The organism is Peribacillus sp. NPDC096540 (assembly GCF_050278525.1).
In the GTDB taxonomy this organism is placed as follows: domain Bacteria; phylum Bacillota; class Bacilli; order Bacillales; family DSM-1321; genus Peribacillus.
The window spans coordinates 1-20,803 of sequence record NZ_JBNNTG010000025.1 but is presented as its reverse complement, the minus strand read 5'-3'; the positions used below and the strand labels follow the sequence as shown (position 1 = coordinate 20,803).

17 protein-coding genes, 1 pseudogene and 1 riboswitch are annotated in these 20,803 nt (G+C 36.2%); of the genes and pseudogenes, 15 read left to right on the top strand and 3 right to left on the bottom strand.

Annotation, left to right across the window (positions count from 1 at the left end; all coding sequences use genetic code 11):
* The first annotated feature begins 53 nt into the window (after positions 1-53).
* Together ACQKMR_RS19470 and ACQKMR_RS19465 are read left to right on the top strand one after the other, a co-directional pair.
* Positions 54-2,597: an MrcB family domain-containing protein gene (locus ACQKMR_RS19470; protein WP_427698790.1), complete on the top strand. Its 2,544-nt coding sequence runs from the start codon at positions 54-56 to the stop codon at positions 2,595-2,597.
* Positions 2,569-5,022, top strand: coding sequence for a DUF2357 domain-containing protein (locus ACQKMR_RS19465; RefSeq protein WP_427698849.1), 2,454 nt, complete (start codon positions 2,569-2,571; stop codon positions 5,020-5,022). The genes ACQKMR_RS19470 and ACQKMR_RS19465 overlap by 29 nt, the downstream gene beginning before the upstream one ends.
* Positions 5,023-5,474: 452 nt before the next feature.
* Here ACQKMR_RS19465 and ACQKMR_RS19460 read toward each other — a convergent pair whose 3' ends face one another.
* The gene (locus ACQKMR_RS19460; RefSeq protein ID WP_427698789.1) at positions 5,475-7,433 is read right to left on the bottom strand and encodes an FAD-dependent oxidoreductase; all 1,959 of its coding nucleotides are present in this window, start codon (positions 7,431-7,433) and stop codon (positions 5,475-5,477) included.
* Positions 7,434-7,777: 344 nt separating this feature from the next.
* On the opposite strand from ACQKMR_RS19460, the gene ACQKMR_RS19455 reads away from it, so the two are divergent.
* The 8 genes from ACQKMR_RS19455 (at position 7,778) to ACQKMR_RS19420 (ending at position 14,949) form a co-directional block, all read left to right on the top strand.
* On the top strand, positions 7,778-9,547 hold the full coding sequence (locus ACQKMR_RS19455; RefSeq protein WP_427698788.1) for a sigma-54 interaction domain-containing protein: 1,770 nt from the start codon (positions 7,778-7,780) through the stop codon (positions 9,545-9,547).
* 101 nt (positions 9,548-9,648) lie between these two features.
* Positions 9,649-9,789 (top strand): hypothetical protein, encoded by a 141-nt coding sequence (locus ACQKMR_RS19450; RefSeq protein ID WP_157444062.1) that lies wholly within the window; start codon positions 9,649-9,651, stop codon positions 9,787-9,789.
* Entirely contained in the window at positions 9,790-11,391 is a 1,602-nt protein-coding gene (locus tag ACQKMR_RS19445; protein WP_427698787.1) for a sodium:solute symporter family protein, read from the top strand.
* A gap of 488 nt (positions 11,392-11,879) precedes the next feature.
* The gene (locus ACQKMR_RS19440; RefSeq protein ID WP_427698786.1) at positions 11,880-12,188 is read left to right on the top strand and encodes a S8 family serine peptidase; all 309 of its coding nucleotides are present in this window, start codon (positions 11,880-11,882) and stop codon (positions 12,186-12,188) included.
* A gap of 593 nt (positions 12,189-12,781) precedes the next feature.
* Positions 12,782-13,183: a VOC family protein gene (locus ACQKMR_RS19435; RefSeq protein ID WP_427698785.1), complete on the top strand. Its 402-nt coding sequence runs from the start codon at positions 12,782-12,784 to the stop codon at positions 13,181-13,183.
* A gap of 404 nt (positions 13,184-13,587) precedes the next feature.
* A complete protein-coding gene (locus tag ACQKMR_RS19430) occupies positions 13,588-13,728 on the top strand; it encodes a hypothetical protein (protein WP_157444582.1) in 141 nt (46 codons plus the stop codon).
* A 322-nt stretch (positions 13,729-14,050) separates the two neighbouring features.
* The gene (locus ACQKMR_RS19425) at positions 14,051-14,425 is read left to right on the top strand and encodes a hypothetical protein (protein WP_427698784.1); all 375 of its coding nucleotides are present in this window, start codon (positions 14,051-14,053) and stop codon (positions 14,423-14,425) included.
* A 146-nt stretch (positions 14,426-14,571) separates the two neighbouring features.
* Complete coding sequence (locus tag ACQKMR_RS19420) at positions 14,572-14,949, top strand: hypothetical protein (RefSeq protein ID WP_427698783.1); 378 nt, start codon at positions 14,572-14,574, stop codon at positions 14,947-14,949.
* A 373-nt stretch (positions 14,950-15,322) separates the two neighbouring features.
* Here the strand turns inward: ACQKMR_RS19420 and ACQKMR_RS19415 are convergent, their stop codons facing one another.
* The gene (locus ACQKMR_RS19415; RefSeq protein WP_427698782.1) at positions 15,323-16,210 is read right to left on the bottom strand and encodes a 5'-methylthioadenosine/S-adenosylhomocysteine nucleosidase; all 888 of its coding nucleotides are present in this window, start codon (positions 16,208-16,210) and stop codon (positions 15,323-15,325) included.
* 292 nt (positions 16,211-16,502) lie between these two features.
* A riboswitch (purine riboswitch) is annotated at positions 16,503-16,606 on the bottom strand.
* 552 nt (positions 16,607-17,158) lie between these two features.
* Between ACQKMR_RS19415 and ACQKMR_RS19410 the strand changes: the two genes are divergently transcribed.
* The 3 genes from ACQKMR_RS19410 (at position 17,159) to ACQKMR_RS19400 (ending at position 18,278) form a co-directional block, all read left to right on the top strand.
* Positions 17,159-17,671 (top strand): DUF6773 family protein, encoded by a 513-nt coding sequence (locus tag ACQKMR_RS19410; RefSeq protein ID WP_427698781.1) that lies wholly within the window; start codon positions 17,159-17,161, stop codon positions 17,669-17,671.
* 10 nt (positions 17,672-17,681) lie between these two features.
* Complete coding sequence (locus ACQKMR_RS19405; RefSeq protein WP_427698780.1) at positions 17,682-17,888, top strand: helix-turn-helix transcriptional regulator; 207 nt, start codon at positions 17,682-17,684, stop codon at positions 17,886-17,888.
* A 135-nt stretch (positions 17,889-18,023) separates the two neighbouring features.
* The gene (locus tag ACQKMR_RS19400) at positions 18,024-18,278 is read left to right on the top strand and encodes a sporulation protein (RefSeq protein ID WP_427698779.1); all 255 of its coding nucleotides are present in this window, start codon (positions 18,024-18,026) and stop codon (positions 18,276-18,278) included.
* Between the two features lie 46 nt (positions 18,279-18,324).
* On the opposite strand, the gene ACQKMR_RS19395 is transcribed toward ACQKMR_RS19400, so the two are convergent.
* Positions 18,325-18,978, bottom strand: coding sequence for a hypothetical protein (locus ACQKMR_RS19395; RefSeq protein WP_427698778.1), 654 nt, complete (start codon positions 18,976-18,978; stop codon positions 18,325-18,327).
* 674 nt (positions 18,979-19,652) lie between these two features.
* Between ACQKMR_RS19395 and ACQKMR_RS19390 the strand changes: the two genes are divergently transcribed.
* Together ACQKMR_RS19390 and ACQKMR_RS19385 are read left to right on the top strand one after the other, a co-directional pair.
* Entirely contained in the window at positions 19,653-20,690 is a 1,038-nt protein-coding gene (locus tag ACQKMR_RS19390) for a PTS sugar transporter subunit IIC (RefSeq protein ID WP_427698777.1), read from the top strand.
* A gap of 46 nt (positions 20,691-20,736) precedes the next feature.
* Positions 20,737-20,803: pseudogene (locus tag ACQKMR_RS19385) on the top strand (L-serine ammonia-lyase, iron-sulfur-dependent subunit beta); the annotation flags it as partial.

The window sequence follows — 20,803 nt, the reverse complement described above, 5'->3', positions numbered from 1 at the left end:
TACTATTTATACGAGATCAAAATTAGAGTGACAGAGACTTGTGAGGGATAATTATGGTTATTGAGAAGATATTAATAGAATTAATAAAAGATTTAAAACAAGTACATACATTAAGTTCAAATATTATCTACATAAAAAGCATCAACCAAAATGTAGTAGATATTACAGTCAATGAAGGGAAAGAGCGGGATCAACAAATCCCTTTCAATACTATATTAAAAGCTTGGTATGAGTTTGTTTCAGTAAGAACTGCTTCACCTTCAGACTTTGTTATGACCAAAGATTTTTCTATATTTAATATGGCTCTTATATCTAAGCTTCCCTTTGTAAAAGTAAACAATTTAGATGGGAATTCATCTATAACATTACGAGAATTTAAAACAGACCAGTTACCAGCTGAAGACTATGGTAGCTTTGAGAGCTTTCTTAATGAGGTAGAAAACGGTAAATATGACCCTAGCATTTTAAGTGAACAATTAAGCGGCAGCTCATATCATCTTAAGTCTCGCTGTCGCCAAGACTTAAGATTAATAGGTTTGTTAAACGAGAAGAATGAAACAGTTCAAAACTATATGAGTGAGTACATAACTAGTAAGAATAAAAAACAATACCTTGAAAAATTGGTATTAATGCAAGATTATTTTCAAGTAGTATTAGAGTGTTTGAGTATAATGAAAAAGTTTACTAAAGTTGAAAAAAGAAAAGCGCTTATTGAGATAGGCATGTTAATAGTTCGCAATTCTCAAGGTGATAACTTAATGCTTGAATCTGTTGCCAAGAAAAGAACAAGTAACCTACTATCATGGCTTGAAAATCTTCAATTAGTCGATCAAAATTGGATACCTATTAATGAGGAGTTGCAAAAAGTGGACAGTAATCTACGACAGTATTTTCAAAAAATATCGAGTGAATATCTAGCAGCAAAAAGTGGGGATTTTGGTGGGAATGCTTTTGCAAGTTTTATAAGACATGATGTACCAAAGGAGATTAGTAAGTTATCGTTTCTTGATCGTGAAAAATATTCAGTTGCTGGTTCTGCTGGTAAAGGGAATTGGGCAACGGTTCCCTGGATTTCAATTTTAAATCGTGCGGTAACGAATTCTACACAAAGAGGGTATTACCTTGTGTACCTATTTAGTGAAGATATGAAGCGTCTTTATTTGTCTTTCAGTCAGGGAGTTACAGAAACCTCTAAAGAAGATATGTCGAGGATAAAAAAGGATATTCGCGGACATATCACAATGGATTCTTCAGTGAAAAAAGATGATAACATGTTTATAGGAGATAGCAATAAAGCAAAACAATATGCAGAGTCGACTGCTGCTTATATTGAATATAATCTTGATGACCTACCTTCGGAAACTGAGCTTGTTGAAGATCTTAAAATGATGGTTGGTTATTATGAAGACTATATAGAGTTTAAAAGTAACCCTATAATTGAAACTTCATATAACTCGAAGCCAGGTAATGAGATTACATATGAAAAAGAAAAATGGTTAGCGAGTAACAAAGAACTAATCAACCACATCCATTCTTACATTACAGCCAAAGGATTCTACTACACCAAAGAAGAAGTCACCAATTTGTTCTTATCTCTTAAGACAAAGCCATTTGTAATCCTTTCGGGTATCTCTGGTACAGGGAAGACGAAGATTGTTCAGTGGTTTGCGGAGAGTGTGGGGGCTACTGAGGAGAATGGGCAATTTACATTGATTCCGATTCGACCGGATTGGAATGATGGGTCGGATTTGCTTGGGTATGTGGATATTAAGGGAGACTTTAAGGCAGGTCCGTTTACGACTGTGATTGAAAAAGCGGAACAGAATCCGGATGATCCTTATTTTGTGTTGTTGGATGAGATGAACCTAGCGCGGGTGGAGCATTATTTTAGCGATGTGTTGAGTGTGATGGAGAGCCGTAAGTGGGAGGATGGGAAGATGGTTACGTCTGCTCTTCTTTCAGCTGAAATGGCGAAGCGGGATATTAGGCTGCCTGTGAACCTTTATGTTATTGGAACGGTCAATATGGACGAAACGACACATCCTTTTAGTAAAAAAGTGCTGGACCGGGCAAATACGATTGAGTTCAACCGGGTGGAATTATCGAATCTTGCTTTTCTGGAAGAGCAGGCAGAAGTGGAACCAAAATTGGTTCAGGATCATATGTTCAGGTCGAAATATTTGCACTTAAAGGATCTTTATTTGGGGAATCAGGAGCTTGTTGAAAAGGTTACCGCTGAATTGGAAGATGTCAATAAATCGTTGCAGCTAACCAATGCCCATATCGGTTATCGGGTTCGGGATGAGATATGTTTTTATCTTGCTTATAACGAAGACAGTGAATTGATGAGTTTTGAGAATGCATTTGATCATTGTATATTACAAAAGATCCTGCCGCGTATTTCAGGTAGTGATACCCGGGTAGAAAGGTTATTAGAGGGTTTATATCGTTTGTTTACTACAAAAGAATATATTGATGATGAGGAAATTAATGAAATCAGTATACGTACAGCGAGGTATCCGAAAAGTGCTGGTAAAGTAGTAGAGATGCTTAGGAGGTTACAAGATGATGGCTTCACATCCTTCTGGATCTCCTGATGATATCGACTTGGTCAAAATAGAGGCAGCGGAATTTTCATTAGTGATTAAGGGAAAGCCGTATCATCACCGGTATGAGGGGTTAAAGCAATATCGTAAGATGGATTATCATGATGTAATGCAATTTTCTGTTTCAGGAGAAGACGTTCAAAGTGTTGAAGTCTATGATATTGAATTAGGAAAATTAACTGATTCCCAGCAGGTTCGACCGATTTTTTTCGAAAATGGTACATATCAAGTTCTTGTCATTTCAAAACAAAATCAAGAACTGGACTTTTATCATGAACATCCTTTGCTGCGCCAGGCAATATCTCGTATGGAATTGAGTGGAATGTCGCTATTAACAGGGAATCTTCAATTTCAAAATGAGGTCGGATATACGACATTCGAAGTTCGTTTAGGTGAAAAAACGTTATTGGAAGTCACACTTGAAATTTTTCCAGTTAAATTGGATTATCAGAAAGATTATCGGCAACTGCTTGAGGAAGTGAATGATGAGATTTATAACTTAGCTTTTCATTTTATCCGGAAAACGTATTTAGGGGCGAGCGTCAAGCTTGAGGGCAAGCCAAGCAGGGCTGAATTCTATCGTTTGATGACGAAGCATTTTAAGCAGTTTATCCAGGCAGTAAACCGAATCGAGAGGCAGCCGCATCATATATTAGAAACAACATATGTGAAAGCACGCGGCGATCAGCTTAGCAAGACTGATTCTTATACACGGAAGTATTTGCAAAAACATAGTCAATCTTTTATGGAAGTGGAGAATGGAATTAGAATTCATGGGAAAACGATGATGCCGCGTGAAGGGGTTAAGGCTAAAAAAGAGCTGCGCTACGATACGATGGAAAATCGTTATGTGAAATGGATGATGGACAGGTTGATTCATAAGTTTGATGATTTGTTGGGCGCTTTGATGAATAAGAATAAGCGCTGGAAGGAAGAGCCTGATGCGGAACTTCTGTTACGGCTGAATCAAATGAGACAGCAGCTTGAGTCAAGGAAGAACAATGTCTTTTGGCGATCGATTGGCAGACTTGATAGATCGGTGGTGAGTTTGGTACTGCAAATGGCACCAGGTTATCGAGATGCCTTTCAAATCTATTTAACTGTCTCAAAAGGCCTTATGCTGCAAGGAAAGCTTTATCAAATGTCTGTTAAGGATGTCGCTATTTTATATGAATACTGGACTTTTTTAAAGCTAGGACAAATATTGAGCAGTAAGTATACCCTGTTGAGTCAGGATATTGTCAGCGTGAACCGAGATGGGCTGTTCGTGAATTTAGAGGCGAACCGAACAGCAAAACGAGTCTATGAGCACCCAGTGACAAAGGAAAAGATTGAACTTACCTATCAAAAATATGAGAAAGATTTACCTACCATTCCACAAAAGCCTGACTCGATGTTGACGATTGAGAAAAAAGGCAAGAATCACCGCTATAATTATGTGTTTGATGCCAAATACCGAATTGATTACGCTCTAAATGAAAGCTATTATCAATCTCGTTATAAAACGCCGGGACCGGTGGAAGATGATATTAATACAATGCACCGCTATAGAGATTCACTAGTATCAATGAGTAATGGTCCATATGAACAGACAGCCTTTGGAGCGTATGTGTTATTTCCCTGGTCAGATGAGCAAAGTTATGAAGACCATCATTTTTATAAAAGTATTGAACAAGTCAATATTGGCGGGTTGCCATTTTTGCCAAACGCTATCGATATGGTCGAGCGATTCCTAGAGTGCCTCATTGAAAAAAGTCCTGAGGAAATTCAGCGTGAAGGGATTTTACCTAGGGGAACAATAGAGGAATGGGAATCGACATTAGAAGAAAAAGTACTTGTCGGAACGGTTTCGAATGAAGCGGTTTATAGAGACTTTATTCAGCAGGGCTACTATCAGATTCCAATTAATAGCCTAAAAAAGGGCTGGCAGGAAGCAAAATATGTAGCACTTTATACGACTTCAGAACTTGGGGAGAATGGTGTTAGAGAGTATGGAGAAATCATACGAATTGCTACTGAAGAAGATACTGTCCGTTTCTTTGTGGAAATTTGGAAGAATACAAAGCAAGTAATCCGGCCTGTAAAATATGGCATAGCAACGTATATGATGACAACTCTATCTTTACTAAACGAGGCGAAAGAGCTGCCAGAGCTGTACATGAAAAACAAACAGGAAACCACTCTTTGGAGGATGCTGAGAAGGATTTCAGATCAGATAGAGATTAACCTGGATAACATGGTTTTGGACGAAGCCCTAGGAGTAGGGACTTACTCTTTTAAAGGAATCGAAATCCATTTGGACAAAGAGAAACAAAGCTTATCCATTAGGAATGATAGTCAGGAACGAATATTGGGTGAAGATTTATTAATCCATCACCCTTCTAAAGTATTTAGAGAAGTGCTTGGTTTGCTTTGAACCACCAAGCCTTTTCCTTGCTTCCCATTATTTCTGGGAATAGTTATCGAGCATGGTTTCTGCTAGTTCATGTCAAATAGGAACCTTTGGTATGGTGTAAGCATGCCAAGCCTTTTGAAAAGAATATACATATAAAATGGGAGTTAGAGGATTGATAATATGTTTTATTTACTTATTGTAATAATGATAGGAATTTGCTTTCTACAATATAAAATGGTTAAAAAATCTACTATACTTGTAGGTTTGCTTTTACCTATCCTATTTAGTATTGCTTACATCTTTCTTAATGTTGATAATTTTCATATATACGTGTTAGTTTTTTGTATTATACTTTGGTTAATATTTTTTTGGAAAGTGCTCAATTTTAAAAAAAGGTAAGAATAAAATAGGATCGTACTAGACCTATATGATAAGAAAAAGAGACATCCCACCAAAAGGAATGTCTCTTCTCTTCATAAACTTATAGCACTCATCATCCCTTCATGTGTCGCTTCCTCTAATGTACGCGGTCCTAGACAGTCTCCTATCTGTTTCACGATGGGAGCATGACCTTTCATTTCTTCGAATAGCTCTGTGTTGGGAATGCGGCCAAGGGAGAGAATGATAGAATCCCAATTCTTTAGTTCTTCTTTTTGTTGGGTGAATAGATTTCTGATAATGACGTGATCGTCTTTGATTGCCCCGATGTCGTAATGGGGAAGGAGTGTGACGTTTAGGTTGTATAGTTTTTTTAGGTATTCATTCCTGAGATATTGGTGAACGGTTTCACCAATGTGCAGTCTGGATGATATGAGTGTTACTCCATGGCCTTTTTCGGCTAGGTAAATGGCTGCTTCCATTCCCGGCCAGTCTCCGCCAAAGTCGAATACTAATACGTTTTCTCCAACTTTTTTAGTTGAGCTGAAGAGGTCATCCATCATGATGATCCGTGGGTCGTCGATTCCTTCGATGGCTGGTGTATAGGGCCGTGAGCCTGTTGCACAGATAATGGCGTCCGGTTTCGATTCGGATATTTCTTTGGCGGTTGCCGTTTTGCCTAATTGCACATTTATATTGCTTCTCATTAATTTCCGGGAGTAGTTATCGAGCATCGATTCTGCTAGTTCATGCCTCATGGGCGCTTTGCGCATGGTACGGAGCAGGCCGCCTATTGATTTACTTTGATCGACCAATGTAACTTGATGACCTAGTGAATCTGCTGTTATGGCTGCCTGTAATCCGCCAGGTCCGGCGCCGATGACTAGGACATTCTGTTTGTTTCTTGTTTTCTTTAATTCTGGTAAAATCCATGCTTCCTTACCTGTTGTTGGATTTTGGACACAGCCAATTGGCAGTCCTTTATGATAGTGACCGATACAGGCTTGTAAACAGCCTATGCATGCATCGATTGCTTGGAGGTCGCCGTGTTTTGCTTTGTTGGGCATATCAGGGTCGACAATTAAGGCCCTTGTCATTCCGACGACATCGGCTTTTCCGGTTGAAATGATCTGTTCGGCTTCAACCGGGTCAACGATTCTATTACCGACAAAGACTGGTACAGCTCCTGCCATCCTGATTTTGAATCCATGTGGAGATAGGTAAGCGTGCTTCATCGGTGATGGCGGCACGATATGTGTTGATCCCTCGAAGGTACTTGAATCTCCGGCTGTGACATTAATGAAATCCAATCGGACTTTTTCCGCGAGATATTCGACTATTTGCACGGAATCCTTCATCGTTGTCCCATCCATCGTCAATTCATCTGAACTCATGCGAATGCCAACGGTAAAGTCTTCCCCAACTCTTTCCCATACTTTCTCCAATATTTCCACGATGAATCGCATCCGATTTTCGAATGATCCGCCATAGAGATCGGTGCGCTTATTTGTATGTAGCGACCAAAACTGGGCAGGAAGATATCCGTGTGAACAGCAAATTTCGACTCCATCAAGTCCGCCTTCCTTTGCCAGCTGTGCTGAATGGGCGAAGCCTTCAATCACTCCTTCAATATCTTCTAAACTCATTGGTTTTGGCATGACACCGAAGCGCAAGCTGGGAACGGCGGATGGCGCCCATGCTGCATTTCGATAGTCACTCGAAACTACTTCCCTTCCGCCATGAAATAGTTGGGAGAAAACCCTCGTTCCATATTTATGGAGCGTTTCGGAAATCTCTTTGTAGGCAGGGACGATCCTTTGGTCATATCCTGCAATCGTTTTAGACGTAAGCATGCCGGATAGATGTACGGATGCTGCTTCAAGGATGATTAATCCGACGCCCCCTATAGCGCGGGCTTCATGATAGGCTAGCATATCCGAAGTGGGGATTCCGTCCGTCACATGATTTGTTTGATGTGCTGTACTTAAAATTCGATTTTTTAATTCAGTTGAACCGATCGTTAAATGGGTAAATAAATTCTTGAATTGAGCCATATTCATGACCACTCCCTAATTTTAGATAGAATGAGAGTATAGAGGGCATCTATCCAATCGTCCTCTAACTATCCCTATATAGGTTTCAATATGCAATAATCATGCCGTTCAGGGAATGTGAATGAATAAACGTTTTTTTTTACTTTTGTTAAGAGGTTATGGCTCATGAATCGAGTATTCTATATATATAACTGAACCTTTTTTGGAAAATGGTGATTCATTATAGGTTCAGTCCAAATTTGGTTGGTATATGGACATCCGTTACATATGAGAGGGTCACTTATTTTTTTGCGAATAAAAAAGTGTAACAAAAACGGTTCGAAATCAAACGAAGGGGTGATTGGATGAATACTGAATTGAGAAAGGAATCACTAATTGTATTTTCCGATATTTCTATTTTGGATGTAAAATCATTACTGAAAATTAATTCCTCTCCTTTTATTGTCATGAAAGATCACTTGGAAATCCTGGGCATTTTAGATGAAGGTTTCTTTTTGAAGAAATTAGATAGCGGTGGTCAAAATCAGAAAATCATTGAATATCTTAATCAATCGTTTGTTGTTGTAGATGATTTAGATAAGCTGAATGAAGAGGATATGGGCCACTATGATTTCGTGGTTCAACATAGCGATAACCAATATCGATGCTATCCGATCTATGAAGTCAGGGAAATCATGCTTAAAAAGAAGCTTAATAGCTTACTAAGTCTAAATAAATCACTAAATGAAGAGTTGGAGGTGACGAGAAAGAAAGTAAAAGAGCTAACACAAATCTTACATTCCAGTTATGATGAAATTTTCGTAACGGATGCAAACGGGGATACGCTATTCGTGAGTGAAGCATGTAAGAAGCTTACAGGGCTGCCGCCGGAGGCCTTTATTAATAAGAACATTAAAGAGTTGGTTGAAAAGGGGCTGATCGTCAATTCGGTTACATTAAAAACTATGAAAACAAAAGCGATCCATTCAGCTGAACAAACATATCCGCATGGAGTGACTGTTTTCTGCACATCAAAGCCTATTTTCGATGAGGAAGGGAATCTGTATAGAATTGTTTCTAACTCTAGAGATATCACTGAATTAGTTGAGATGAAGAGAAAATTAAATCAGGTTAATACTAGGAATCAACGAACACAAAATGAAAATTTACTTGGTAAGAAGTCATTTAAAAACTTTATTACTAACTCTAATAAAATGATAAATGTTTTAGAATTAACTGAAAAGGTGGCCCCTATGGATTCATCGATATTTATCCATGGAGAAACTGGAGTTGGAAAAGGGGTTTTAGCAAGGATTATTCATGATCTAAGCTCAAGAAAGGATAAACAATTTATTCAAGTTAATTGTGGGGCAATTCCATCCACACTAATTGAGTCTGAACTATTTGGGTACGAAAGCGGTGCTTTTACAGGAGCAAGTAAGCATGGGAAACAAGGGCTTGTTGAGATGGCGGATGGCGGTACACTTTTTCTTGATGAAATTGGTGAAATGCCACTCGACATTCAAGTGAAAATATTGCATCTGGTCCAAGACAGAACATTCATAAAGGTGGGAGGAACTAAGGAGAAAAAGGTTAATATCCGGATAATCTCCGCTACGAATAAAGACTTGAAACAAATGATCAAGAATAATCAGTTTCGCGAAGATCTATATTATCGATTGCATGTTGTTCCATTGGAAATTCCGCAACTGCGTGAGAGAAAAGAAGATATCTTATTATTAACCGATTATTTCCTTCAGAAGTTCAATGAAAAATACGGTCAATCAATTAGCATAGATGAGAGTTCGAAGCTAATTTTACAACTTCAAGAATATCCAGGTAATGTTAGAGAATTAGAGAATATCATTGAACAAATTGTTGTAACGGCTAGAAATTCTATAGTATCCATTGAAGATTTACCTTCTGATTTAACTTACAAAGATACTAAGCTAGTCAATTTAACAGGAATAATCCCCTTAAAAAAAGCACTAGAAGAAACAGAAAAACAATTATTATCTCAAGCTCTGTCTACATATAAATCAACTCGAAAAATGGCCAAAGCTCTTGAGGTAAGCCAAACGACCATTATGCGCAAACTTGGCAAATACCAATTTGTATATGATGACAATAAGTAAATAGAAAATAACCTCTGATAAATTCTGAAAATTCAAAATGTGGTATGAGAATTGCATATTTCACTATTGATTATTTCAATTTTTATAAGGGGGTCAAGAAAATGGGAGAGTTAATTTTCAGCTTAAGTTATGGGGGTTCCTTAATTGTCATGGGGTGGATTACGAACGTTTTTCTGATAAAAATGAAGAGAAATCAAGAAGCCATAAAAGAAAAAAGTCCGGTTGAAAAGGTGGGGATGTAAATGGCTTTCCTCATAGGAATCATCGTATCCTTTTGCGTATATGTCTCAATCGGTATTTTTTTATTCAGAAAAGTGAAAAGCTCAGAAGAATACTATGTATCAGGACGAAGTGGAAACACATTGATGATTACCGGAACTCTCGTGGCTTCTTTCTTAAGTACCGTATCTTTTATGGGAGAAGCAGGATTTTCTTATGAAGGGTATCCAATTCTTCTACTTATCCTAGTTATTTTTAATGCCAGTGGCTATATATTCGGGGTTTTCCTTTTCGGAAGATATTTAAGAAGAAGCAAATCACTAACGGTTCCGGAATACTTTGGTAACCGCTTTCGTTCTAAGAAAGTACGATTAGCAGCTGCTATTACCACAATTCTCGGAATCTCTGCATACTTAGTTGCTGTTACTCAAGGAGCTGCGGTTTTATTGGCTGAGGTTTCTGGTGTTTCATATCCAATAGCCTTGATAATCATGTGGCTAGTCTACTCATCATTTACGATTCTCTCTGGGGCGAAAGGGGTTATGGTAAATGATACAATCATGTTCTTTTTATTCTCAATCGCCACTTATATTAGTTTTCCTTATATTATTAAATCTGCGGGTGGATTTCCTAATGCCATTACAAAGGCAGCGAATCTAGCTGAAAGGCCTGATTTATTAAGTTGGCACGGTATTACTGGATCAGGTGCTACTATGGGAACGCCTTGGGAAGCATTAGCCTGGGCAGTTATTATGGGCTTAGTTTGGGGAATAGTCATTGCCGTAAGCCCATGGCAAAGTAGCCGATATTTAATGGCAAAAAATGAACACGTAGCGATTCGTGCCGGTGTTTGGGCAACGATATCGATTCTGACAGTCTATCTTTTTCTCCATATTAGCATTTCAACTATAACCACCATCAAAGCAGATATCGCACCAACTGAAAAGGTATTTATCTGGGCAGCGATGAATATTGTCCCTACGTGGCTTGGGGTTATTATTGTTAGTGGAATCATGGCTGCGGCATTATCTTCCTGTTCAAGCTTCCTTCAGATAATAGGAAGCAGTATAACACGAGATATCATGGAACAATCACGAAAAAAGGAATATACAGATCATCATCTATTACGGGCCAGTCGCATTTCCATGGTTATTATAAGCTTAGTTATTTTATTAATTGGCTTGTTGCAACCACCTGCAGTTATGTGGATCGGCTACTTTGCGGCTACATTATTTGCGGCTTCTTGGGGTCCAATAGCATTTGCAAGCGTATTTTCAAAAAAATTAACAAAAGAAGGTGCCTTCTGGAGTATCGTTTTTGGTTTCTTTGGAGTCATTCTAGGTGAAAGCTTGGGAATGTTCGGAGTTAACCTTCCTGTATACTTCAACCCTGTGATTATTGGTTTACTGCTAAGTATAAGCGCATTAATTATTGGCTCTAAATATGGAGTGATTACCAGAGAAGAAAGAGAATTTCAGGAAAATATATTACAAACTCCTATTGAAATAGATGAGAAAAAAGAAATGAATATTACCCGCAGATACCCAGCCTATTTAATGATTAGCGGAGTTATGATAATCGTAACGACTCTACTATTTTATTATTGGCCGATAAATATAAATTGAATGGTAGACATATTAATTGGCCTATTATAAATTAACTTATACTTATTTGCTGGCAGGTGAAATCCCTGCCTTTATTATGGTGATTTGTTAATAAAAGCTTCATTAGTGATCGAAAGTAAAAATCCTTCACAAACCATGTTACGTTCCCAACCGGACTGTTCACCACAACTTCAACCCGGGTACTATCCTATATAAAAGGAAATGAGGGAAAACCATATGGAATGCGGTCTTTTGGGGAGGGGTTTCAGGTCCTGCCATCTTTTCCATATCTGAGGGGAACGTCATTAAAAACAGTTTCATACCTGTGTCGGATAAACCCAGACTTGGTTTTAACGATATCAAAAATTAAGTCATGATGCCCGGTTTTCCAGATATGTGGGCTCCAACTTATTAGTGAAACACAGAATACTCTAATGTTCGATTGTTCAACTGAGTCTAGTCAAAACAAAGCACCCTTTGGTCAATGAAGACTTGAGGGTGCTAATGTTATGTGGCCGTGTAAAATATATAAATACTCAGGCTATGGTAGTGAAGATTTGATTTTTGCTCCTGGTGAAACTATATTAGGCGCTTTACCAGAAAATGATTACTTATATTCAAGTGGTGCATCTTTCGCTACAGCTTATGTAATAGGAGCAGCAACCTTGGTAATAAGTGAGTATAATGACATTAATAGTAATGACTCAGCTCAAATACTTAAAATTAGTAAAAAATCTATAACGAATGATAGCCCAGATACTCATGACATAATAGATGCTAAAAAAGGTCTTGAAAAAGCAAAAGTTATGGAAAAATAATTTTATTAGGGATTGATATTATGCTTTATTTACTTATTATTATTATGATAGGAATTTGCTATCTACAATATAATTTTGTTAAAAAATCCACTATACTTGTAAGTTTGCTATTGCCTATCATATTTAGTATTGCTTACATTCTTCTTAACTTTGAGTATTTTCATAAATACTTGTTACTTTTTTGTATTATACTCTGGTTATTATTTTTTTGGAAAGTGCTCAATATTAAAAAAAAGTAATTATTATTTTTTTAAAAAATATGCAGTTAAAATAGGGGTCCTTCATTAGATGATTACGCGTAACCTTTTCCAGTAGACATAAAAAAACATTACTTTATGTGAAGTGACCCCAAAAGGGTCGACATTTTATTTAGTTAGGCATCCTTGAGGGCATGAATCTGGTATTCTACTGGACTCATGCCTTTTAAGTCGTTGTTTGTGATTGTAATAATGAATATAAGCTGCTACCTTTTGTTTGAATTGCTACGGTTGTCGCATCAAAAAATGTAATAAGTAGTGAAATTTGTACAAATTTAGGCGGAAGGAAAAATTTTTACTTATATACATAATAAATTATTCTAAGGGGGGATTTATTTGTTTTTTGAGATGACGGTACAAATTCGTGTTCCTACTATTAAAGAAGGGCATAGCTGGTATAAATCTTTACTAAATAGGGAACCTGACTTTATACCGCACGAAGGATTTATAGAGTGGGAGCTTATACCAGCTTGTTGGCTACAAGTAGCAGAAGGGACACCTTCAGAAGACAGTGGACCTTTTCGTCTAGCAGTAAACGATATTGAAGCAGAACAAAAAAGAGTGGTTGAAGAATTGAATGTTGAAAAATTTGAGATATTTTCTCGTGATGAAGTGCCTGTAAAATGGGGCACTTTCACAGACCCTTGGGGGAATCGTCTTGGTTTCTTTGAATATCTGGATAAGAATGAACAAAATGAACGTATCAAAACCATTTTAGGGCTAACTGAATCATTATAAATCAACCAAAGGACCTCATATAGGGGTCCTTTAACTTTGTAATAAAGCAACATTCTTTAAAAGCATCGCCTTTTTATAAAAGAATAATCCAATTAAATAGTATAAGAGCATGTTTTGATCAATCTTTTTTCAAAACATGCTCTTCATATTTGCTTTTATATTCAGGTTAAAAGCGTTAAATTAATCTAAAGCTACACAAGAGGGGTGTCCATTCAAAAAATTACTTTACCCATTGTAACAGGCTTTTTTTTAAGTGAGACGGTTAGCGAAGAACAATGGGGGAAATACTAATGGGAATGGTGGTTATTGTGAATTTTCAGAAAATTATATTGACAATAAAATTGTGTTGTTATATATTATTAATAAGTTAAATTTATTGTTATATAACAGAAGGAGGAATCAAGATGATGAACATGTATGATAAAGCCTATGAAAGTTATTTAAAGATTTGTGAAAGGTATGAAATGGAGTCAATCAACTTCGACCACTTCATCAAAAATTTAACCAAAGATCAGTTGGATGAATACAGTAAATTAGCCGTTTAAATGAAAGGACGTGATTGCACAAGATGGACCTCCCGGTTGATGTAGATGTAGAAGCCAAATAGAAACCCCACCAGTTGCTAATGGAAACAGGTGGGGTTTTGTCATGCGTTTTAAGAGTTTATTTTTATTTAGTATGCTATCTTGTTTCATCATAAAAAAGTATGGTTTGTTTCTATTGAGATTTCAAAATCTCCTTCTTGGTAATCAAAAACTATAGTGTAAGTTGTCATCATTATTCCTAGTGTTGGTGTTAATATATCGTCTCAAAACATACACTCTTCATAATAATGTATTAGATTTTAGACATTGAGGAGATGAAGAAATGAACTTCGAGATGCAAATAGCGAATATGTTGGCTGAAAATATAAATGGTTTTATACAATTTGTTAATAAAAATCATGAAAATAAAAACAACGTCTTTTGTTTAAATACAGATAAATTGTATCAATTAAAACTTCTTGTTGAGGAGTTTAAGTTTCAAGTATTAGCAGATGAACTTCTGAGAATTAATCGGTTTACTTGGGATGAAAACTACACTCATTTATTAGTTGATAGATTTAGAAACGGAATGAGCATTATTGATGAATACATAGAAAATAACTACAATGATTTATTCATTTTTACCGCTAGACTTTACACATTAAATAGCCTCAGCTTAACATTTATTAAAAAATCCCCCCAAAATGTTAACCAATGAGATGGCAGGTACTATTTTAAATAAGAAGGATTTCAACATTTTCTTGAAGACTGCGGTATGTTGTTATCTGTTTTTAATAAAAATTTATTTGTTAAGTAACTAACCAGAAAAGAAACCGAAATGAACAATTGGTAAAATGAGTTTTTATGGAGAAGTTTTTTTACAGTGAAAGTGGGGGAGTAAAGTTGGAGGAACATGTGAAAAAGTCTTTAGGTGAATGGAAAGAAGAAATTAGTGATTTATTAAATGCGATAGAAAAAGAATATGAAGAAGTTAAACTTGAACTTAAGGTTTATTCCTACAAATTCAATATCACCAAACAAGTTGTACAATCCACGATTAATGATGAAATCATTCGAAACATTCGCGAGCTCTATCATAAGCCTTTTGAACAAAAAGTGAACGAATTAAAAGGATTAATAAAAGAACTGGAAGAAAAGAGAAAAGTTTTCCAAATGTTTGTTGAGAAAATTGAAAAGGTTAGTGAAAAAGAGGAAGGAAAACCTCATGTATCAGTAATATAGGAATTGTTTAGCATTGTATAGACTCAATCCGTTCTAGCGGACAAGCCATTCTAAAATTTATGATGTTTTTGCTTTGCTTTATAATTATTTCCATGTTGTATATGATACAACCCTCTTACTCTTACCTGTTCTTTTTTCGGCAATTTTTAACGATGATATCCTAATCCTTTGCTTTTGGGATAGGTTGAAAAAGCCTTCTAGCATCAATACAAAGCGTATTTTAACATAGATCTGATAGCCTTTTTAGAAATGGGTTTTAACAACTCGACCTCTGTAAAGATCTAAATTATAAACATCCTTAAATAAAGAAGAGCACATATTAGTCATATATAATATGTGCTCTTCTTTTTTTCAATTAAAGCATTCGTTTAAATTATTTGCTTGGCAGTGTAGAAATATATTTTTTAACTACTTCATAAACATATTCTTGATTTGCCGCTGCTGTATTTGGGTTGTATTTACCACCATTCGCTTTATTATTAGATAGTACTCTAATACCCAAGAATGGTACATCATAAGCTTTGGCAATTTGTGCTGCGGAGGCACCTTCCATTTCTTCTACAGATGTACCAAAGTTAGTATGGAACCATTTTATTCTATCAACTTCATTATTCCAAACGTCTGCAGAACCTATAGTACCCTCGACAACCTTACCCTTAGTATATTTATCTTTTACGGCATTAGCAGCTGCGAGTAAATTCTTATCTCCCTCAAAGAAACGAGGTTTTTCAGCATTAGGATCTTCTCCTGCACTTCCTTCAGAAGCCATTAGGTCCATAGGTTTCCATATAGTTGGATCAATTCCTTGTTTTTCAGCCTTTTCAGCTGTTTTTAATGAACCAATGTTTACCGTTCTTTCTCCTAAAACAATATCAAAAACGTTTAAACTTGGATCATGCCCACCTGATGTTCCTTGATTGATTATTGCTATAGGGTTATATTTTTCAATTGCCACTGCTGTAGCGGCTGCTGTGTTTTCCATTCCCTTACCTGTTTTTGCAACTATTACAGGATAATTGTCTAAAGTTCCAATGTAAAATACAAAATCTCCTGATTTTTCTTCTTTAACATTTTCTAGCTTTTTTGCAAAATTTTCAGCTTCGATTGGCATTGGACCTTGAACTATAATAGGCCTTTGAACAGTTTTTTGTTCAGTTGCATTTGCATTTTTTGAAGTAGAATTACAACCTGCAACTACTGATAATAACAGCAAAGTAATAATTCCTAATAAAGAATATTTTTTTAACATGTTGTTTTTCATAAATAATCTCTCCAATAATCTGATTTTCCTACATATTAATACTGCTATCATTATTTTAATTATTTAACAATAATATTAAAAATTGGTTTAATGCTGCTGCATATTCCTTTGCTTCTTTCCTTAATAAAAACTGTTGCTTTATGTATCCTCCTTGTTGTTTGTTTTGGTCAAAAGAAAAAAGTCTAGAAACTGTAGAGTGATTTCTACCTTCTAGACCTACAAAAGTCAAAGTAAAGATAATTTAGCAAAAATTGAAGATAATGCTAAATCATTAGCTGCTAAAAAAGCCGAACAGCCGAATACTTTAACTCGTAGTCTAGTTCTTTCAATGGGAACCAGGTAGAGACACTCAGACCATATTACTGAGGATATACGAGTAATGATATTTAAGATTATTACTTTGATAATATAGCAAACTTATAAAACATAATCAATGAAAAGATGAATATTAAATTAGGAATATTATTTAATGTTCGTGTTTAAGGGGATGTAATTCTTTATAATCGTTAATTTCTTTCATGTTATAAGGGTTTATAGGGAAGTAGTATTTGGGAGAAGGTTTTGCTACCTCTTTGAGTTCCAGTACATCGGGTGTATTTTGTACATACCATTGCTTTCATAGCGAGTCTCCTTAGCTTTTTGATTCAATCTTTTAATTTTATGATATAAGCTGCACTTGGTTTGGTATTGTATAAAAACTGGAACTCACGAGTAAATGGAGCAAACTCACGAGTAAATGGCGCAAACTCACGAGTAAACCCCAAAAACTCACGAGTAAACCCCAAAAACTCACGAGTAAACCCCTAAAAAGGTATCCATACTGAAAATATGGACACCTTTTTTATACATTTTGTAATTTATACGTTATTAAATGTAATATATATATTGCAAAAAGTTAAATAAATCATATAATAAGAGTAAGCGGTAGGATAAAATGGAGGGCAATCAATGATGAATGTATTTAAACGAACGAAAAAAATCAAGGATGAACGGATCGAGAATGTAAGAAATAAAATTTATAAAGAAATGTATTATGTCATTATGGCAATTTGTCTAGTGAGCGTACTTGTTAAGATATATAAATATGGTGTAGGCAGCGGGGAATTATATCTGGAATTAGTGATCCTTTTTGCAGGAGGGCTGTATTACTTGGCTCGTTCCATTTTCTTAGGGGTATTCTGGGATGAAGTTGAAATGCATGATCGTACTAGTAAAACACCGATGAGCAGGAAGACCATTTTTGGTACGGGTGCTTTAGCTCTCATCATCGCTACGATCATGGGAGTGAATAGTGCTGTATCCTATGCGGATAGCAGTTCACAAGGCTTGTGGTATTTTGTGATGGTATGGCTTGTTTCAGTTATTATCTATTTGCCGATTTTACTTCTGTTTTTTGGTGGTATATACTTGCTAGCGAAGAAAATTGGAATGAAAAATAGCGAAGATAATAAGAAATTGTAGGTGCGTTCCTTTGAAAAATATAAAACTGAAGCTTGCAAGAGTGGAAAAGGATTTGTCACAAGATGAGCTAGCCAAGATTGTCGGTGTTTCCAGACAAACGATAGGATTGATTGAATCTGGAAAGTACAATCCCTCATTAAGTTTATGCATTGGTATTTGTAAGGCATTATCAAGGACGTTAAATGATTTGTTTTGGGATGAAGAAATAAAAAATTAATGCTAGTAAAGGGGTATCCATCAATTGGAAATCCCTTTTTTATTACAGGCTAAAAACATGGAATTTATTATCACTAAATGGGGGAAGGTATAAATGGAGTATGTATAGCCTAAACCGAATGAGAGGGATGTTTTGATGGATCGTACGATTGGTTACTTACGTGAGATATTGTCTAACTATACAGATCAATATCCTGAAGCGCAGGAAATTTATAATAAAATCAAGGATGGACATTTTCATTCTGAAGAAGAACTTGTTAATAAGCTTACCAACAAAGAAGCGAGACTCCTTAATCGAGTTCTTCCTAGGGAAATTGAACATGCAAAGGTAGCTAGTGATACAGAGCGGGTCACTCAATTATCGGAGGTATACGAACTTATTCTTATTTAATAAAACCTTGTCCATGTTGATCATGGACAAGGTTTTGTGGGTTTTTTTAATCCATTTCGCTGAGGGAATCCATATGGCTTGCTATCATAGCGATGATCGTGCTAGCTTCTTCCTTACTAAATATAAAGTTTGTTTCATCCTTTATCAGATCATCATCTGCTGTACGAATGCGGTTAATCCGTTTTAGCACTCCATCACCGGTTTCTTGAACAATTCCGAATTGATAGGTAACCTCCACTTCATTTTCTTGAATATAGGCTGTTACTTCAGGTGTTTCCCATTCCACATCGATTTCGTATATCTCAGTCTCTTCGCTTCCGTTTGAATCATACAGTTCATTCAATTCATCATTTTCATCGTCGAGATCATATTCATATTCGATGCCGTCCTCTTCCAAGTAGTTATGGAAGCTTTCATGGACAGCATCAACGATATCTTCAATATCAGATAGGATCACCTTGCTAACTTGCCCTAAATCCGGATCAAAGGATTCCATATAAAATTCTTCATTATACGGATCGAAAAACAAAGTGGAAAAATAGTCCCTCTCATTGTCATCCAACTCTGTATAAAATTCGATACGTGGATGTTTAGCTCCTCGCTCCACGATCAAACTGCCATTTCGATCGTATTTTTCACAAATTGATTTAAGATGATCCTGTAATTCCCCGCTTACTCTGTCGAACCATTCTAAAGACATCCAACATCCACATCCTTTCATGATTATTATTTCCCAGAAAAAGCGAACCTGTCGTTCCATTTAAAACCAGATGCATTAATTGGGGTTTCTAAAGTATGTAACTCATAAAAAAATGTTTTAAAGGGAAAATAAGATATAAAAAATATTCTTAAGGGCTGGTGCTACCGGGGACATTTCCTGTTGGGGAACCGATGATGTTAGATCTCTTGCTAGTGCATTTTTGTAAAAAATTTACACTTATGAATGTGAGATAAAATTTAGCTCATGTACTACCGATTAAATTTTTCATTATTAGCTATTGAAAAGAATTGTGAATAGTTATTTCAATATACTGAAAAATCTGATTATCATAAAATTAAATTTTTGTATGGTATGCTCTATGATATGTGTTAAGATAGGGTATCAAATGAAAGGGTTTACATTTCCGGGGAAATAATGATATTTTAGTATAATGGTTGTGGGTGAATTCGTTTTAAGCAAATGATTCTATTCCTCATTTTTCGTTTAAATTCTTAATTGATTGAAGAACTTGTAGACACGCAAACTATGAAACAGAAGCGGATAATCGATTAGAGTATGAAATTTTTAATCGGGAACTTGCAGAAGAAGTAGTAGCTCGCTTTATATATTAAGTCATGAAGTATACTTACTAATCACCAAGAGGAGAGATGTAAATGGAAATTTTAAAAGGAACAGCCTTATTATTATTGGTACTTGGTTTATTTTCATTATTTAGTTTTAAAGCCCCAAAAGGGATGAAAGCAATGGGTGCACTTGCAAATGCTGCTGTTGCAGCTTTTCTAGTAGAAGCATTTCAACGATATGTTGGTGGGGATTTATTTAATATTAAATTTCTTGGAGAAGTTGGAGATGCTGCAGGTAGTATGGGTGGCGTCGCTGCGGCTTCGCTTGTTGCGCTAGCGTTAGGGGTTTCTCCTGTATATGCCCTATTACTTGGTGTTTCATGTGCTGGTTTAGGTTTGCTACCTGGATTTTTCGCAGGATATCTTGTTGCTTTTCTTGTGAAAGTCATTGAGAAAAAAGTTCCAGCCGGATTAGATTTAATTGTTACCATCATTATTGCAGCACCACTTGTTCGTTTTATTGGTGAAAATTTAACACCTTTGGTCAATGCAACACTTTTGAATATTGGTGGAATTATTACGGAAACGGCAAACAGTAATCCGATCTTAATGGGAATTATCCTTGGAGGAGTCATCACAGTCGTCGCTACTGCACCATTAAGTTCAATGGCTTTGACAGCAATGCTTGGATTGACTGGACTTCCTATGGCAATTGGTGCACTTGCTGTATTTGGATCATCTTTTATGAATTTTGTGTTGTTTGATCGTTTGAAATTTGGAGATAGAAGTACTACAATTGCGGTTGCGATTGAACCTTTGACACAAGCAGATATAATATCTGCCAATCCTATTCCGGTATATTCAACTAATTTCATTGGCGGAGCGGCTGCTGGCGTAGTTGTAGCCATGTTTGGTTTGGTGAATAATGCAACCGGTACGGCAACACCAATCGCAGGATTAGCAGTTATGTACGGTTTCAATGATCCTATAAAAGTGACGATTACTGCTGGGATATGTGCAGTTGTAGGAGCAACAGCCGGTTTCCTTGGATCGATTGTGTTCAAGAATTTTAAAATTAGAACCGTTTCACAAATAAGGGTGAAAGAAGAAGAACAAAAGGCAGCATAATGAAAGACGGTTGAAAAATTTTTGCCGGGAAAAGGGGCATTATACAATGAAATACAGATCTGCATTTGATATAATCGGTCCGGTTATGATTGGACCTTCTAGTTCACATACAG